Raw genomic sequence first — 15,137 nt, forward strand, 5'->3', positions numbered from 1 at the left:
GCTCCACACAGCAGCGACAACGCGATCACGAAGGTCGTTCGACAAAGGTCGGGTCATAGATACTGGCCTCCATCCAGCCAGCATCTTGAATCACAATCATCCTGATTCGGGAATCACCTCAGATTCAGACCAAAGCGGAAACGGTCTAGAGCGTTAGCTCGCTAACCCTCTATTTGGTTGTTTTACGCAATTCCGCGAGGCGCGCACAGGGGAGACGAGCACTCCGCTTTCCCGGTTTCCGGGTCAGCGAAATGCTCGAACTCGATTTTTAGATGTTGGGCGCTGAAATTAAAGACGCTGTACGATCCAGCGCGCGCAGAGCTATGCGTGGCTGCTCGGCCGGCGGCGTGCCGCGCGGCGGATACCGGCAAAGTCTACCGAACGGGCGGCAACGCTGCTCGCCCCGACGCTGCACAGCCTGCGCAGCAATTCCATGTCACTGGCCATGGCATCGCGCTTTGCGAACCAGTCGTCCAGTGCTTCTGAGAAAATTTCAGCGGCATCGGAATAGGTGCCGGCTGCGACTAACCGGCGAAGCGCTTCTGCCTGCTGGCCAGTCAATTCCACGTTAAGCCTCTCGTTCATGGGACTATGAACCTCCTCGTTCATGAGACTATGAACCTCCGTGAAGCGGCGGAGGCGGATACTACCACCGTCACCACCTAGGGACAAGTACGGCACCACTTAGGAAGAAGTGCCGGCAAGGCAAGGGCATTCCGCTCAAAACAGCGATCTTACCTTCAATTTCCAGGTTTTTTCGACAGCCGATCCTGTGAATGAGGAGACGGCGGAAGGCCCGGCGCGCGCCACGGCGCTTGCGCCCCTCGCCTGCCCACCCTACCTTAAGGCCATGACCTCGACACCGTTTGAAACCACAGCGCTCGACGCATCGGCGATCCCGTTCGACAACAGCTACGCGCGCCTGCCGCCGCAATTTTTCGCGCGCCAGGCGCCGTCGGCGGCGACCGCTCCCAGATTGATCAAGCTCAATGAAGCGCTCGCCGAAGAACTCGGGCTCAACGTCGAGGCGCTGAAGCGCGAGGGGGCAGCGATCTTTTCCGGCAATCTCGTGCCGGCGGGCGCCGATCCGCTGGCGATGGCCTATGCCGGCCACCAGTTCGGCCAGTTCGTGCCGCAGCTCGGCGACGGCCGCGCCATCCTTCTCGGCGAGGTCGTCGACCGCAACGGCAAGCGCCGAGACATTCAGCTGAAGGGTGCGGGCCAGACCCCCTTCTCGCGGCGCGGCGACGGGCGCGCGGCGCTCGGCCCGGTGTTGCGCGAATATATCGTCAGCGAGGCGATGCATGCGCTTGGGGTTCCGACGACGCGGGCGCTCGCGGCCGTCACCACCGGCCAGCCGGTCTACCGCGAGGACATTCTTCCCGGCGCCGTCTTCACCCGGGTCGCTGCCAGCCACATCCGCGTCGGCACGTTCCAGTTCTTCGCCGCACGCGGCGATGACGAGGGCATCAGGACGCTCGCCGACTATGTCATCGACCGCCACTATCCGGAGCTGAAGGGCAGCGATGCCCCCTATCTCGCGCTCTATCGGGCCGTGTCGGAGCGGCAGGCGGCGCTGATCGCCCGCTGGCTGCAGATCGGCTTCATCCACGGCGTCATGAACACCGACAACATGACGATTTCAGGCGAAACCATCGACTTCGGCCCCTGCGCCTTCGTCGACACCTACCATGCCGGCACTGTGTTTTCCTCGATCGACCAGAACGGCCGCTACGCCTATGCCAACCAGCCAGCCATCGGCCAATGGAACCTTGCAAGGCTCGGCGAGACGCTGCTGCCGCTGATCGACGCGGATGTGGACAGGGCGGTGGAAGCCGCCAACGCCGTCATCAAGGATTATGGCGAGCGCTTCCAGCATCATTGGCTTGCCGGCATGCGCCGCAAGATCGGCCTTGCCAACACTGAGGAAGACGATCTCGATCTCGTCCAGGCGCTTTTGGCGCTGATGCAGGATGGGGAGGCCGATTTCACCCTCGCCTTCCGCCGCCTTTCAGGCACGATGGAAGCGGGCATGGATGAGGAAGGCTTCGCGGCCAGCTTCAAGGACCCGGCGGCACTCTCCCCCTGGCTTGACCGCTGGCGGGAACGCCTGTCGCGGGATCCGCAAGCCACGCTCCAGCGGAAGGCGGCGATGCGGCGCGTCAACCCGGCCTTCATTCCCCGCAACCACCGCATCGAACAGGCGATCCAGGCGGCGGTCGAGGACGACGATTTCTCGCTGTTCGAAGCGCTGCTGAGGGTGCTCGCCAAGCCCTATGAGGACCAGCCGGAGTTCGAGCCCTACACGCGGCCGCCGCAGCCCGCCGAGCGCGTGCTGCAGACCTTCTGCGGGACGTGAGCCCAGCTTCGCTGAGGACATTGCTCCTCACTGGGGGCGGCCCTTGTCGGCCAATGACCTCCAATGTTCTTCCGCGCTTTGGATGTTGGAGGCGCTGCTGCTCTGAAAATCGGCCAGACCTTCCTTGTCGGCATTAAGGTAGAGCTTGCCATCGATAATCGCCCAGACCTCCGGATCGGCCTTAACGGTGGTGCCAAGAACCATGGCCCCCGCACAAAAGCCGCCGAAACGCGGCGCGTAGGTCTCCGGCTGCTTGGCGAACATGTCGCGATGCGCCTCGTTCGCAAACCACCAACGCGCACCCAGCCACTCGGTCTCAAAGTCTGACTTGCCCTGGATCGGTCGTCCGTCGGTGAAATAGGCGACGCTATCGTAGCCCCCTATCGCCACCTTTTTGAGATTGACGCTTACGGGGACCTTGGTGTCTTCGCCGAACGCCTGCAGCCCGGCCGATAGGCCGGCGTAGATCCCGATCGTGCAGGTCAACAACAGGAAATCTCGTCTGGAGACAAACATTCGCCACCTCCTGGCCGAGCCAAACCTTGCGAAGTGCGATTTCGTGCAGGAATTTTACTCTATTTGCACTGGAGGAGCTATGTTCTTCATCTGACGCAACGCGGGCTTGATTGCGGGGATACACCGACACGATAGGCGATGCGGCATGGAAGATCATTCGTCGCTCAGAAAACTCGCCGCTATCCTGATCGCCGATGCTGTCGGTTTTTCGCGGCAGATGGGCAAGGACGAGGAACGCACCTTGCGCGCCTTGCATGCGAGGCGCGATCTCATCGAACGTGAGATCGGCGCTTATCACGGCCGTGTCTTCGGAGGAGCCGGCGACAGTGTCGTCGCGGAATTTCCAAGCGCGGTCGATGCGCTGAAGGCGGCACTGGAGATCCAACGATCGATCGCCGCGCTCGATCATGCGGCTCCCGAAGAGGAGCGCATGCCTTTTCGGATCGGCATCAATCTCGGAGACGTGATCGTCGAAGCGCAAAACCTCTACGGCGAGGGCATCAATATCGCCGAGCGGCTTCAAACGCTGGCAGAGCCGGGCGGCATCTGCATCTCCGGCAGCGTGCGAGAGCAGGTCAGGGACAAGTTCGATTTCGACTTCATCGACCTTGGCACGAAGCAGCTGAAGAATATCGCGCGGCCGATCCAGGTTTTCTTCGTTCCTGCCGTGGGTGGGAAGGCCAGGCCGGCGAGGATCTTCGGGCGCACGGGTCGGCATTCCTGGTACCGGCTGGGAATTGCCGGCGCGATGGTGGCGGTAGCGCTGGCTGTCGTCGGTACCGCAGTTTTTCTGCGGCCCCCCGAACACGCAGCTTACAACGGATCGGGCCAACCGATCATCGCCGTTCTGCCCTTCGCCAATCTGAGCGGCGATAAGGAGCAGGACTATTTCAGCGATGGGATCACCGAGGATATGGTCGCAGCCCTGGGCCGCTTTTCCGATCTCTCGGTTCTGGCGAGCGCCGCGACCGCGAGGTTCAAAAACAATACCGGCGACCTTGCGGATTTACCGCAGAAGCTCGGCGTACGCTACGTCGTCAGGGGCAGCGTGCGCCGGAGCGGCGATCGAATAAGAGTGTCCGTGGACCTGACCGACACCGATACGGACATCCATCTGTGGACGCGGCAATTCGACAGGGAGCTCACCGACATCTTCGCCTTGCAGGACGAGATCACCCGCAACATCACCGGCGCTCTCGCAATCAAGCTGTCGCGCATCGAGCAGGATCGGGCGCTTCAAAAAGGGACGCAGAGCCTCGATGCCTATGACTACTTCCTTCGCGGACGTGCCCATCTGGCAACTGGCGGTCGCGCAGAGGTGCTTGCCGCGCGCGCAATATTCGAAAAAGCCATCGAGCTGGACCCGCGCTATGCCGGCGCAATCTCCGCCCTTGGGGAGACTTACCTGCTGGAGGCAAACCAGGGCTGGAGTGAATTTGTCGGCGATGCCCTGAAACAAGCCGAGGCGCTCGGCCGTCAGGCGCTGTCTCTCTCTCCCGAACTGACCGACGCGCATCAATTGCTCGCCTACGTTTACCTTGCGCGGGGAGAATACGACCGCGCGATCCTGGAGACGAACCGCGCCATCGAGATCAATCCGAGCGACGCCTATGGTTATGCCTCGCTCGGCTCCATGCTCATGTGGGCGGGTGATGCCAACGGAGCCATCGAGGCCGTCGAAAAGGCGAGGCTGTTTGATCCCACGCTCCCGTCGGACCATGTCTCTGTTTTGGGCTTCGCCTATTTCCTTGCCGGCCGCTACGAGGAGGCCGTCGCCACTCTGGAGCCACTTGCCGGAGGGGAAGCAACCTATTTCGTCTTCGCGGGACTGGCCGCGACCTATGCGCAAATCGGCCGCGCGCCGGATGCCAAACGCGCCGCCGACGAGGTTACGCGGCGTTGGCCATTCTTCAAGACCGCGCTTTTCGTCGAACAATGGCGCGACGACAAGTCTCGCAAACTCGTCGCTGACGGTCTCATCAAGGCAGGACTGGACTGACAGGTCACGAGGCCGCCGCGATGCTTCCGGCGAAGGTTTGCCCGACACATGGCTGGTCGAGCCGAGGTCGAAGGTCATCGGCGTCGCCGACGGTCAACCCGGCTGCGGCCATCGCTGTAGCGCTTCGCGGCCGGCATCCGTCAAACCGTAGATGCCTCTGTCGAGCCGTTCAAACCAGCCATATACATTGGAAAGCAGTATCTTGCCCGCCTCGGGTACGCCCGCCCTGATCTCGCGAACACGCGACGGTCCTGCGGCGAGAGCCGCCGCACAGCCGAGCGCCTGCTGGCGATATGCCGTCATGACCGGTGCGCGCGTGCTGCCGCCAAGCGCTGGATCGCCGCGTCGACGCCGGTGTTCGCTGACGAGGCGCGAACGCCGTTTCGAATTGGTCCGAGGCATTGGTGATACGGAGCCTACGATTATGCTGACATCGCCGGTATCGGAGATGCCCAGCATGCCGATGCCCAGTCGGCGGCAGAGATCGCGGTAGCGCTTGTCGGCCTCTCGTCCTCTGCCTTTGGCCGATATTCTGGCGGCGATCCAAACCTCGTCCGAAACCGCGGCCCGGTCGACGGCCTGCAGAATGAGCTCGAGATTGAAGGTCAGCTTCAGCTCGCAGATCACCACAACCGGCGGATCGCCATCATTGAGGCCGACAAGATCGCAGCCGCCAACTTCGCCTTTGACGACGTAGCCCGCCTTTTCGAGAAAGCCCTTCACGGGCAGGTAAAGAGAAGTTTCCATATTTCGGGGGATTTTGAAATTTGAGAATCGTTCCCCCAGGCTACATCGATAGCCGTTGCGCGTCACCGTGGGTTGGCGACGTGGAGGTCGCGTTCACTTCCAAGGCGTCACGAACGCCTAATGATATCGCCTGACGCACCACTTCCAACACCGTTCGGGTCTGGCCCGCAATGTCGGCTTCAACGGCCAAAAGCCGACCTCAAGAGAGTTTGCTATCGGCAGGTCGAATGCGTGCAAGAACGCGACCGAGGGCCTTTTCCAGCGCCGCGGTCCCACGGAACTTGCGGAAGTCCTCGAGCACCTGTTCGTTCAACCCGCCCTTGGTCGAATGCTCGCCGACGAGCTCGTCAAAGCTCGTGAGAGGTCTTGAACGGGCGGCATGGGCAAGGCCGGAAAACAACTGACGGAGGTAGGCGTCGCCAGAGGCCTTGGGAAGTCCCTGGCTCTCCAGCCAGCTCGACGTCGCGTCCAGGATGCCGAAATAGGTGCCCATCAGGGAACTCGCCGTGGCGAGAAGATCGAACTCGCGTTTGCTTTCAACTTGGACCGCCGCTCCGAGCACCGAGAAGACGGCATTTGAAACCTCGTCGGGCGGGTGGATCGCGGTCGCGCCCTGGAGATCGGCGACGAAAGGAAGCGGAATTGCCTGGCTCAGGCGAACAGGCTGATCGATCCACGCCTGCAGTCCATCGAGTGGCGTGGCCGCGACAAAGCTGATGACATGGTGGTTCGGCCGAAATTGCAGAGCGCGGACGACCTCCTCGGCGATCTGCGGCCTTACCGCCAGGAATACGAGATCGGATCGGTCGAGGACATCCTGGTTGCCCGATGCGATCGACACGTTCCGGTTCGCCGCGGCGAGGCGGGCGGCGACGCTTTCGCTGCGAGGCGACACCACGATCGAGGTGTCGCGAAACTCCGTCTTGCTAAGGCCGGTGACGACCGCATCCGTAATCGCTCCCGTCCCCACGAACCCGATCGTCATCCGCTTCGGATCGATCTCCATTGGCACCCCCCTTGCGACGGCTTGCGCCCCGCAACGAGCGCTGCAGCCTATACCGGCTTCCAATACGCCCGAAGCGCCCCAACTTGTCCAGACCGTCGTCGACGTTGGCGCAAGCGCCGTCGGCGGCCGCATGGAGACAAGGCCGCGCGCTGGATTGAAGAAGGGCCCTCAGCGCGCTAGATGCGGCCACGCATGCCAAGCCTGCCGTGGTGAGGGCGATGCCAATGCCTGCTGAACGTAAGGTAACGAAATCTGAGGAGGGTTCCATGCCAAGCATGCGCGCTGTTGAAGTCAAGAACGCGAACGGCTCATTGCAACTGGTCGAACGGGAGATTCCGACCCCCGGCGCTGGCCAGGTCTTAATCAAGGTCCAGGCCTGCGGCGTATGCCACAGCGACGCCTTCACTGTAATGGGAGCATTTCCGGGCATCGCCTATCCGCGCGTGCCTGGCCACGAAGTGGTCGGCGTCATCGAGAAGGTCGGTGAGCGCGTGCCGAATTGGAAACCTGGCAAACGCGTCGGCGTTGGCTGGCACGGCGGCCATTGTGGGCATTGCACCTCCTGCCGTCGCGGCGATTTCATAACCTGCGAGAACGCGCAAATTCCAGGCATCAGTTATGACGGCGGCTATGCGGAGTATATGGTCGCGCCGTTTGAGGCTCTGGCTGCCATCCCCGATGAACTCGGGGCGGCCGAGGCCGCGCCGCTTCTGTGCGCGGGCATCACGACCTACAACGCATTGCGCAACAGCGGCGTTCGTGCGGGTGATACCGTTGCCGTGCTTGGTATCGGCGGGCTCGGTCATCTCGGGGTGCAATTTTCCGCGAAGATGGGCTGCCGGACGGTGGCCATCGCGCGCGGCGCCGACAAGGAGCCGCTGGCGCGTGAGCTCGGCGCTCATGTCTACCTTGACAGCACGACCCAGGATGTCGCCGCCGAACTGAGCAAGCTGGGCGGCGCCCGCGTGATCCTGTCCACGGTCACCAATTCGCAGGCGATGAGCGCGGTGCTTGGCGGACTGGCCGTTAATGGCAAGTTGATCGTAGTGGGTGTTTCGGCCGAGCCGATCGAGGTCTCGCCACTCCTGTTGATTGGCGGGCGTCGCGGGATCCAGGGATGGCCTTCCGGAACATCGAGCGACTCGGAAGACACGCTTGCGTTCAGTGCCCTCGCCGACATTCGGCCGATGATCGAAACGATGCCGCTCGAGCGGGCTGCCGAGGCCTATGAGCGGATGATGAGCGGCGCGGCGCGGTTCCGGATGGTGATCACGACCGGCAAATAGTCTCTCTCTGCCGACATCGGAAATGCCTGGCGACTTCACCGAACAGTCGCCAGGCGAACACGCGGCGGCCCTGGCGCATGTGCGTTCGCGCCGACAGCAAGATGGATCTCGGCCTCGATCAACGAGGCGCAAGCCGAATTGCTCCCTTCTCGACACGACTCCATATCTCCAATATGTATGCATTTGCAGATAAAATTCGGAGGAGATTTTCTTGGTTGAGGGCAGCAGCAAACCGGTCGTTTTGGTTACCGGCGGTGGAAGCGGCATCGGCGCGGCTACGGCGGTGCGGCTTTCGGGCGAATATGAGGTGGCCATTTGCGGTCGGCGCGGCGATGCGCTGAAGGCGGTCGCCGAACGCGCCGACGGCATCCACCCGTTCGTCGCCGACATCGGCGATCCGGCGGCCGCGAGCAAGCTGATCGGCGATATCGTCGCGCGGTTCGGCAGGCTGGACGGGCTGGTGCTCAATGCCGGCATCGTCATTACCAAGCCGTTTGCCGAGACCTCGCTCGAAAACTGGAACCAGCAGTTGGCGATCAATCTGACCGGGCCGTTCGTGCTGGCGCAGACGGCCTTGCCGCATCTGCTTGCCCGCCACGGTGCCATCGTCTCGGTCAGTTCAGTCGGCGCGGTGCAGACAGGTCCGGGGCTTGCAGCCTACTCCGCGTCGAAAGCCGGCCTCACGCTGATGACGCAGGCGATCGCCTATGAGCATGCGCGCAACGGCCTGCGCGCCAATATCGTTGCACCTGGATGGATACGCACGGAGATGGGCGATGAGGAAATGGCGACGATGAACATCGCCGAAGACCTGGAGGGCGCCTACGCCAAGGTCAGCGAGGACGTTCCCCAGCGGCGGGCCGGCACGGCCAATGAAGCTGCCGAGGCGATCGCCTGGTTGCTGTCGCCGGCCGCATCCTTCGTCAACGGCGCCGTGCTCGCCGTCGACGGCGGATCACTCATCGCCAATGTCGGCATGACCTATTTCGACAAGATCGCCTAGCTCTACTCTACCGTCGCGCTTTTCTTGGAATTGCTCCGGGCACGATCGCACCCACTCACGCGGTGCGATCGTCATCCGGCTTGCCTATCATCGAGCGGATCGCGCCGCGAATGCGGCGGGCGTTGATCAGCACCGCGCAGAAAATCGCCAGCATGACCAGCGCGATGCCGGTCTGGACCAGGGTGAAATGCAGGGTATCGCGCGAGACGAAATATCCGGCGATGACGCCTGCTATCCCCAAAGGAAGCTGAACGAGAATCGGCATATGGCACCCCGCCTTTGGCGTGCATCCTATGCACGTCACTCGAAGCCACGCAACGGCTTTGCGCCGCCGCTCTATCTGTTTGTTTTTACGCAATTCCGGACGGAAAACCGCATCACGCTTTTCCTGGAATTGCCCTACCCCACCATTCCCGCGATGATCTTCGATATGTCGGCGAAGGCGGCGTCGAGTTCCGCGCCGGCAAGCTTCGCGTCGGCGACATAGGCGGTCACCAGGACCGGCCCGCGCTCCGGCGGCCAGATGACGGCGATATCGGCGGCAGCGCCGTCCTTGCCGGTGGTCGCGATGCCCCCGACCTTCCAGTCCTTGGCGAGACCGGCGCGAAGGCGGGCGTCGGCCAGTCTTTCCGATACCATCCAGTCGACGAGCTGCGCACGCAACGTGTCGCTCAGCGTATTGCCGAGGGTCAAGAGACCGATCGTGTCGAGCATGGAATCCGGCGTCGTCGTGTCGCGCGGATCGTCGGCCTTGCGATCGTCGAACTCCGGCGCCGGGCGGTCGACGCGGGTTTCCGTGTCGCCGGTGCTGCGCAGCCAGGCGGTCAGTGCCTTTGCCCCGCCGGACGCATCCAGAAGCAGATTGGCGGCGGTGTTGTCGGCGGCGGTAACGGCGGCCTTGCAAAGCTCGGCAACGGTCATGCCCTCGCCGCCCTCATGCGCCTCGGTTGCCGGCGAGCCGGCGACCACCGCGTCCTTGGAAAAGGTGATGCGACGGTCGAGCTTCTCGGCGCCCTGGTCGACCCTTGCGAGCGTGAAGCCGACGATGAGCGCGTTGACGGTACTGCCGAGCGCGAAGCGTTCGGTTTCGCGTGCGCCGAGCGAAATATTCGTTTCGGTATCGAGCACGGACACGCCAAGACGGCCACCCATCCGCTGCTCGATCGCGGCAAGCTGCTTGTCGGCATCGTCCTGGACTGCCTGGTCGGCAGCCGAAGGCGCGCTGCTCGGCAGCCCGTATTCATCAAGCGCGCCTTGCGCATTCGGCGCCGACGCCGGCGCTGGATCATCGGCAAGAGCCAATCGCGGCGGCAACGCCAACGCTGGCAGAACGAGGGCCGAGCCGATGAGCAGACGGCGACGGGTGGTAGAAACGGACATGCGAAGCCTCCGGCAGAATCAGGCTGATTCTCAGCTACGCGGCGAATATGGCAAGCGTCTGTTGCAAAAGACCGAAATGAAGGGAAGCCGTTATCGTTTCAGGCAGAGCGCGGTCCACGCCGCTATGCAGCGCCTGCGAGCGTGACCTCCACCGTGACATGGGAGAGTTCATGGATGCCGGAGAGCTTTTTCTTGTAGAAGGACGGCTCCTGGCGCTGCGGCGTCACGACTGAAACGATTGCGGCGTGATGGCCGGGGCCGACCTGCCAGACGTGAAGGTCGGTAATGCGGTCGGCGCCGGTCTCGATCGCCGCGCGGATTTCCGCCGGCAGATCCTCGCCCTGCGGCAGCGCATCGAGCAACACCGAGCCTGAGGCCTTCGCCAGCCCAAAGGCCCATTGCGCGATGACCAGCCCGCCGACGATGCCCATCAGGGGGTCGAGCCACACCCAGCCGAAGCGGCTACCGGCGAGAAGTGCTGCAATCGCCAGCACCGAGGTGAAGGCATCGGCGATGACGTGAACGTAGGCGGACCGCAGATTATTGTCCTTGCCGCCGCCGTGATCGCCGTGATGATGATGGCCGTGTTCATGATGGTTGTGCTCATGATGGTGGTGAGCGCCGTGGTGATGATCGTGGTCGTCGCGCAAGAGCCCGGCGCTGACGAGATTGACGGCAAGGCCGACGGTGGCAATGGCAATCGCCTCGGAAAAATCGATCGCTACCGGTTGCATCAGCCGCCTGAGGCTCTCCCAGCCCATCAGCAATGCGACGAGCGCCAGCACGATGGCGCTGGCGAAGCCGGCGAGATCGCCGAACTTGCCGGTGCCGAAGGTGAAGCGCCGGCTGCGGGCCTGGCGGCGGGCATAGAGATAGGCAAGCGCCGAGATCAAGAGCGCGCTCGCATGCGTCGACATGTGCCAGCCGTCGGCCACCAGCGCCATGGAACCAAAGGCCGTTCCCGCGCCGATCTCCACCACCATCATCACCGTCGTCAGCGCGATCACCAGCCAGACCCGGCGTTCGTTGCGGCGGTGGTCGGCGCCGAGGAAGACGTGGTCGTGCGTCAATGCATCATCACCATGGGAAGCGCTCATCGCTTCGCTCTCCTGTCGTCGTTCCGCGCGGCAGACGTCAGCGCAGATAGGTCTTCAAAACATCGGTGATCTCGCCGACCGCCTGGCGTCTCGCCGCCTCGCTTTCGGCCTCAAGGACGTGCTCACGCAGGTGGTCCTCGAGGATCTCGCCGGTAAGTCCCGTCAAGGCGCCCCGGATGGAAGCCAGAAGCTGCAGCACCTCGCCGCACGGACGCTCCGCCTCCAGCGCGCGCTCCACCGCCTCCATCTGCCCTTTCAGGCGGCGGACACGGGACAGAAGTTTTGCCTGTTCGCGGACGGTGTGGGACATGACGGCTCCAAATACTATAGGGGGGTATACTATATGGCATGCATAAATGAAAGCCGCTTTTCCCGCCGCATGTCGCCTGCCCCCAGCGCGAAGTCGGCTCTCTTGACAAGCCGCGCATTTCGGATCATCAAGTCCCCCATGATCTCGAACGCGCACATCAACAGCTCGTATTTTTGGTCGTTCCGGTAACGGGCGGCTGACGACAGATCATATGTCAACAGGCCGCCGTCAGGCGGCCTTGTTGTTTGAACAGCGTCCTGACGGCACATCAAGAAGGACGCGAAGACATGCTAGACGACAGCGATATCTCTCTCTCACGCCCGCCAGTCGTCACGATCCGGGCTGCCAAGCCGCGTGACCTGCCGGAACTCAACGACATGATCCGCCTGCTTGCCGCCCATCACGGCGATGGCGCCGCCATCACCCCTGAACGGCTCGAGCGCGATCTCTTCGGTCCGCTGCCCTGGATCACGGCGCTGGTTGCCGAAGGTGCCGACGGCCTTCTCGGCTACGCCATTCTCGTGCCGCTCTACAGAGCAGAGGAAGGCCAGCGCGGCATGGATCTTCACCACCTCTTTGTCCGCGACGGCCATCGCGGCCACGGCGTCGGCCAGCATCTCGTCGATCGCGCCCGCGATACCGCGCGAAAGGCCGGCTGCGGCTACCTCTCGGTCAGCGCCGCGACCGGCAATTTTCAGGCGTATCGCTTCTACGAGCACATGGACTTCATTCCGCGCCCGGTCACCGGCATGCGCTATCTGCAGGCGCTGGCGTGAGGCACGCAGCGACGGAGGTTCGGCGCGACGGTTTCGGCGGGGGCTCGACCGCGATATACTTCGCGTAGGCGCCAGCGCAGTTGAGAGGATGTCATGACCAGGCTCGCAATCATTTACGCCGAAGGTTTCGCTGACTGGGAAGTCGCGCAGCTCACGGCGTCCGCACGCGGCGAATTCGGCTTCGAGATCGTTTCATCGACGCCGGGCGGCCTGCCCGTGACCTCGATGGGCGGCCTTCGCGTCGCGCCGGACACGGCCGTTGAAAACCTGGACCCGATGGCCTTCGACGGGCTGGCGATCTGCGGCGGAACGAGCTGGGAAAGAGGCATAGCGCCCGACCTCACGCCGGTGATCACGGCGTTTACCGCCGCCGACCGCGTGGTTGGCGCGATCTGTGCCGCAACCCTTTCGCTCGGACGCGCCGGCACGCTGAACACCATCCCTCATACCAGCAATGGCCTCGATTTCATCGGCGGCACGCCCGGCTACCGTGGCCATGCGCACTACCGGGATACGCCGCAAGCGGTCCGCGCCGGACGCATCGTCACGGCCCCCGGCACCGCACCGGTGACTTTCACCACCGAAATCTATCGAGCGCTCGGCAAAAGCAGCGAGGAACTGGAAGGCTACATGGCGCTCTTCGGCGCCGAGCACGCGCGGGCGGCATAGACCGTCTCCATTCGGACGGAAACCGCGTCACGCTTTTCCTGGAATTGCTTCAGCGCCCCGGCACCGCCTTCAGGTAGGCGGCGATCGCCTCGCGGTCGGATGCGGGCAGGCGCGCGATGTTTTTCTGGACGTCGGTCATCGAGCCGCCGACGGTGTCGAAGTCCGGCGTGAAGCCGGTTTCCAGGTAGTTGACGATATCGCTCTCGCTCCAGCTGCCCATCGATTTCGAGGCGGGCGTGATGTTCGGGATGCGGCCCTTGCCTTCCGGGTTCGGCGCGCCGGCCAGCCACTGGTCCTTGACGAAACCGCCGAGCGCATCGCGCGGAGTATGGCACTCGCCGCAATGGCCGGGACCTTCGACCAGGTATTGACCGCGCTTTACCCGTTCGTCGGGATTGTCGAGCGCGACGCGCGGCTGATCGTCGAGATAGAGAAATTTCCATAGGCCGATGCCGAGCCTGATGTCGAAGGGAAAGGGCAGATCATGCGGCGGGGCCACATTGCCGCTCTTCGGCAGCGTCTTTAAAAATCCCCAGAGGTCATTGATATCCTTGTCGGTGACGCGGGTATAGGAGCCGTAGGGGAAGGCCGGATAGAGGTGTTCGCCGTGGCTGCCGACGCCGCGCTTCATGGCGTCGCCGAAATCGGCGAGCGTCCAGCCGCCAAGGCCCACCTTCTCGTCGGGCGAGATGTTCGGAACGTGAAAGGTGCCGAAAGGACTTTTCAGCGCAAGACCGCCGCCGAGCGTCAGTCGCGCATCGCCTTCAGCACCCGGCGCTGCATGGCAGCTGACGCAGCCGCCCGCCCAGAATACCATTTCGCCGTTCTTGACGTCGGGTTCGCCGAGCCCCGCCCAATGCTCGGCCGGCAGCGGCGTCGGGGCGAACACGACGTAGCCGACGCCGAGCGCAATGGCGAGGACGCCGAGCACGCAGAGCAGCCACCTGACGAATCTTGCGATCATCCCCACGTCTCCGCATCGCCTAGCGCATAGCCTCGCCGGAAGCCCCATCCGGCCGCTGCCACCGCGCTGTCCCCGCTCAGTTGCGTCCTTGACGCGTATTTAGATAGTACACGCCAGCTTCTTGGCATCCCCTCGGCCCCGCCAGACATCCCCCCACCAGGGGAGATGTCACGAAGTGGCGGGGAGGATGTTAAAAAAACGGTCGTGTCCTGTCTGCCGCGCCGAAGCATGTGGTGAAACCGACAGGCGCTAGTCCTTCTTGATGCGGTAGGCCTGGTGGCAGGCGCCGCAATCGGCACCGAGCGACTTCAGCAAAGCGCCCACTGCCGCCGGATCGGCTGGAGGCGCTGCCATCGCCGTTTCCGCATCGGTCTGGAGTTTGGCCGCCTTCGCCTTGAAGTCGTCCATGTTGGTCCAGAGCTTCGGATTGACTTCCGGATCCTTCATGTCGCTGCCGGCGCCGAACTGTGCCGGGAAAGCCTTCGCCATTTCAGCAATCGTCGAGAGTGACGCCTTCACCACCTCGGCATCGTAGGGCTTTTCGCCCTTAGCGATCCCTGCGAGCGCACCGGCCGCGCCGCCCACCTTCTTCATGATGGCGATGCGGCTGTCATGCGTGCCTTCCGCGGCGAAGGCGGAACAGAGCGCCACGCCGGCAAACAAAGCCGCAGCCGAAATCATCTTCCACTTCATTGTCCCACTCCCCTTTGTCCGCGTCCGCACAGGACCGGCGCCTCTCTACACCGGTCATGTTGGCCGCTTTCCGATTGTCTATGAAGTCACAAAATGGTGAGAGCGTGCAGGTGGTTGGAGATAGAACCCCCCTCTGTCACTTCGTGACATCTCCCCCTCAAGGGGGGAGATTAGGAGTAGGACGCCCACCCCAGCCAATCTCCCCCCTTGAGGGGGAGATGTCCGGCAGGACAGAGGGGGGTGTCACCGCACTCCGGTTGCCGTTCACGCATTGAATCATCAAGCTCTAGCATCGATTCAACTGGATGGATCCATCCCTTTGTTTTTCCTCA

At 63.2% G+C, this 15,137-nt stretch carries 16 protein-coding genes; 6 read left to right on the plus strand and 10 right to left on the minus strand.

The annotated features are described in order from the left end of the window. Nucleotides 1–321: 321 nt before the first annotated feature. Complete coding sequence (locus AB4048_RS15020; protein WP_442202771.1) at nt 322–585, minus strand: hypothetical protein; 264 nt, start codon at nt 583–585, stop codon at nt 322–324. 265 nt (nt 586–850) lie between these two features. Between AB4048_RS15020 and AB4048_RS15025 the strand changes: the two genes are divergently transcribed. Then, entirely contained in the window at nt 851–2,359 is a 1,509-nt protein-coding gene (locus AB4048_RS15025) for a protein adenylyltransferase SelO (RefSeq protein WP_442202916.1), read from the plus strand. Nucleotides 2,360–2,386: 27 nt separating this feature from the next. Here the strand turns inward: AB4048_RS15025 and AB4048_RS15030 are convergent, their stop codons facing one another. Then, nucleotides 2,387–2,875, minus strand: coding sequence for a YHS domain-containing (seleno)protein (locus tag AB4048_RS15030; protein WP_442202772.1), 489 nt, complete (start codon nt 2,873–2,875; stop codon nt 2,387–2,389). A gap of 145 nt (nt 2,876–3,020) precedes the next feature. Here AB4048_RS15030 and AB4048_RS15035 point away from each other — a divergent pair, with 145 nt between their 5' ends. Next, nucleotides 3,021–4,874, plus strand: coding sequence for a tetratricopeptide repeat protein (locus AB4048_RS15035; protein WP_442202773.1), 1,854 nt, complete (start codon nt 3,021–3,023; stop codon nt 4,872–4,874). Between the two features lie 93 nt (nt 4,875–4,967). Here AB4048_RS15035 and AB4048_RS15040 read toward each other — a convergent pair whose 3' ends face one another. Together AB4048_RS15040 and AB4048_RS15045 are read right to left on the minus strand one after the other, a co-directional pair. Continuing rightward, entirely contained in the window at nt 4,968–5,621 is a 654-nt protein-coding gene (locus tag AB4048_RS15040) for a DUF2161 domain-containing phosphodiesterase (protein ID WP_442202774.1), read from the minus strand. Between the two features lie 199 nt (nt 5,622–5,820). Further along, nucleotides 5,821–6,627 carry a pyrroline-5-carboxylate reductase gene (locus AB4048_RS15045; RefSeq protein WP_442202775.1) on the minus strand — a complete coding sequence of 269 codons (807 nt, stop codon included), beginning with the start codon at nt 6,625–6,627 and terminating at the stop codon, nt 5,821–5,823. A gap of 266 nt (nt 6,628–6,893) precedes the next feature. On the opposite strand from AB4048_RS15045, the gene AB4048_RS15050 reads away from it, so the two are divergent. Both AB4048_RS15050 and AB4048_RS15055 read left to right on the plus strand, forming a co-directional pair. Beyond that, nucleotides 6,894–7,913, plus strand: a complete 1,020-nt coding sequence (locus tag AB4048_RS15050; protein WP_442202917.1) for an alcohol dehydrogenase — start codon at nt 6,894–6,896, stop codon at nt 7,911–7,913. A 211-nt stretch (nt 7,914–8,124) separates the two neighbouring features. Then, nucleotides 8,125–8,916 carry an SDR family NAD(P)-dependent oxidoreductase gene (locus tag AB4048_RS15055; RefSeq protein ID WP_442202776.1) on the plus strand — a complete coding sequence of 264 codons (792 nt, stop codon included), beginning with the start codon at nt 8,125–8,127 and terminating at the stop codon, nt 8,914–8,916. 55 nt (nt 8,917–8,971) lie between these two features. Here AB4048_RS15055 and AB4048_RS15060 read toward each other — a convergent pair whose 3' ends face one another. The 4 genes from AB4048_RS15060 to dmeR all read right to left on the minus strand — a co-directional run bounded on the left by AB4048_RS15060 (nt 8,972) and on the right by dmeR (nt 11,703). Then, entirely contained in the window at nt 8,972–9,181 is a 210-nt protein-coding gene (locus tag AB4048_RS15060) for a hypothetical protein (protein WP_442202777.1), read from the minus strand. Nucleotides 9,182–9,315: 134 nt separating this feature from the next. Then, complete coding sequence (bla, locus tag AB4048_RS15065; protein ID WP_442202778.1) at nt 9,316–10,296, minus strand: class A beta-lactamase; 981 nt, start codon at nt 10,294–10,296, stop codon at nt 9,316–9,318. Between the two features lie 122 nt (nt 10,297–10,418). Continuing rightward, a complete protein-coding gene (gene dmeF, locus AB4048_RS15070; protein WP_442202779.1) occupies nt 10,419–11,393 on the minus strand; it encodes a CDF family Co(II)/Ni(II) efflux transporter DmeF in 975 nt (324 codons plus the stop codon). Between the two features lie 37 nt (nt 11,394–11,430). Continuing rightward, the gene (gene dmeR / locus AB4048_RS15075) at nt 11,431–11,703 is read right to left on the minus strand and encodes a Ni(II)/Co(II)-sensing transcriptional repressor DmeR (RefSeq protein ID WP_442202780.1); all 273 of its coding nucleotides are present in this window, start codon (nt 11,701–11,703) and stop codon (nt 11,431–11,433) included. A gap of 287 nt (nt 11,704–11,990) precedes the next feature. Between dmeR and AB4048_RS15080 the strand changes: the two genes are divergently transcribed. Together AB4048_RS15080 and AB4048_RS15085 are read left to right on the plus strand one after the other, a co-directional pair. Continuing rightward, on the plus strand, nt 11,991–12,479 hold the full coding sequence (locus AB4048_RS15080) for a GNAT family N-acetyltransferase (RefSeq protein ID WP_442202781.1): 489 nt from the start codon (nt 11,991–11,993) through the stop codon (nt 12,477–12,479). Between the two features lie 93 nt (nt 12,480–12,572). Further along, nucleotides 12,573–13,148, plus strand: coding sequence for a type 1 glutamine amidotransferase family protein (locus tag AB4048_RS15085; RefSeq protein WP_442202782.1), 576 nt, complete (start codon nt 12,573–12,575; stop codon nt 13,146–13,148). A 49-nt stretch (nt 13,149–13,197) separates the two neighbouring features. Here the strand turns inward: AB4048_RS15085 and AB4048_RS15090 are convergent, their stop codons facing one another. Together AB4048_RS15090 and AB4048_RS15095 are read right to left on the minus strand one after the other, a co-directional pair. Next, entirely contained in the window at nt 13,198–14,112 is a 915-nt protein-coding gene (locus AB4048_RS15090) for a c-type cytochrome (RefSeq protein ID WP_442202783.1), read from the minus strand. Nucleotides 14,113–14,361: 249 nt separating this feature from the next. Beyond that, entirely contained in the window at nt 14,362–14,805 is a 444-nt protein-coding gene (locus tag AB4048_RS15095; protein WP_442202784.1) for a c-type cytochrome, read from the minus strand. Nucleotides 14,806–15,137: the final 332 nt, after the last annotated feature.

Origin of the sequence: Rhizobium sp. RAF56 (assembly GCF_052113965.1) — a bacterium.
Taxonomy (GTDB): Bacteria; Pseudomonadota; Alphaproteobacteria; order Rhizobiales; family Rhizobiaceae; genus Rhizobium.

Bases quoted from the DNA above. Each gene is read 5' to 3' on its own strand.
- bla (WP_442202778.1), bottom strand. From the start codon at position 10,296: ATGTCCGTTTCTACCACCCGTCGCCGTCTGCTCATCGGCTCGGCCCTC.
- AB4048_RS15045 (WP_442202775.1), bottom strand. From the start codon at position 6,627: ATGGAGATCGATCCGAAGCGGATGACGATCGGGTTCGTGGGGACGGGA.
- AB4048_RS15020 (WP_442202771.1), bottom strand. From the start codon at position 585: ATGAACGAGAGGCTTAACGTGGAATTGACTGGCCAGCAGGCAGAAGCG.
- AB4048_RS15025 (WP_442202916.1), top strand. From the start codon at position 851: ATGACCTCGACACCGTTTGAAACCACAGCGCTCGACGCATCGGCGATC.
- AB4048_RS15095 (WP_442202784.1), bottom strand. From the start codon at position 14,805: ATGAAGTGGAAGATGATTTCGGCTGCGGCTTTGTTTGCCGGCGTGGCG.
- AB4048_RS15050 (WP_442202917.1), top strand. From the start codon at position 6,894: ATGCCAAGCATGCGCGCTGTTGAAGTCAAGAACGCGAACGGCTCATTG.
- dmeF (WP_442202779.1), bottom strand. From the start codon at position 11,393: ATGAGCGCTTCCCATGGTGATGATGCATTGACGCACGACCACGTCTTC.
- AB4048_RS15035 (WP_442202773.1), top strand. From the start codon at position 3,021: ATGGAAGATCATTCGTCGCTCAGAAAACTCGCCGCTATCCTGATCGCC.
- AB4048_RS15080 (WP_442202781.1), top strand. From the start codon at position 11,991: ATGCTAGACGACAGCGATATCTCTCTCTCACGCCCGCCAGTCGTCACG.
- AB4048_RS15040 (WP_442202774.1), bottom strand. From the start codon at position 5,621: ATGGAAACTTCTCTTTACCTGCCCGTGAAGGGCTTTCTCGAAAAGGCG.
- AB4048_RS15060 (WP_442202777.1), bottom strand. From the start codon at position 9,181: ATGCCGATTCTCGTTCAGCTTCCTTTGGGGATAGCAGGCGTCATCGCC.
- AB4048_RS15085 (WP_442202782.1), top strand. From the start codon at position 12,573: ATGACCAGGCTCGCAATCATTTACGCCGAAGGTTTCGCTGACTGGGAA.
- dmeR (WP_442202780.1), bottom strand. From the start codon at position 11,703: ATGTCCCACACCGTCCGCGAACAGGCAAAACTTCTGTCCCGTGTCCGC.
- AB4048_RS15090 (WP_442202783.1), bottom strand. From the start codon at position 14,112: ATGATCGCAAGATTCGTCAGGTGGCTGCTCTGCGTGCTCGGCGTCCTC.
- AB4048_RS15030 (WP_442202772.1), bottom strand. From the start codon at position 2,875: ATGTTTGTCTCCAGACGAGATTTCCTGTTGTTGACCTGCACGATCGGG.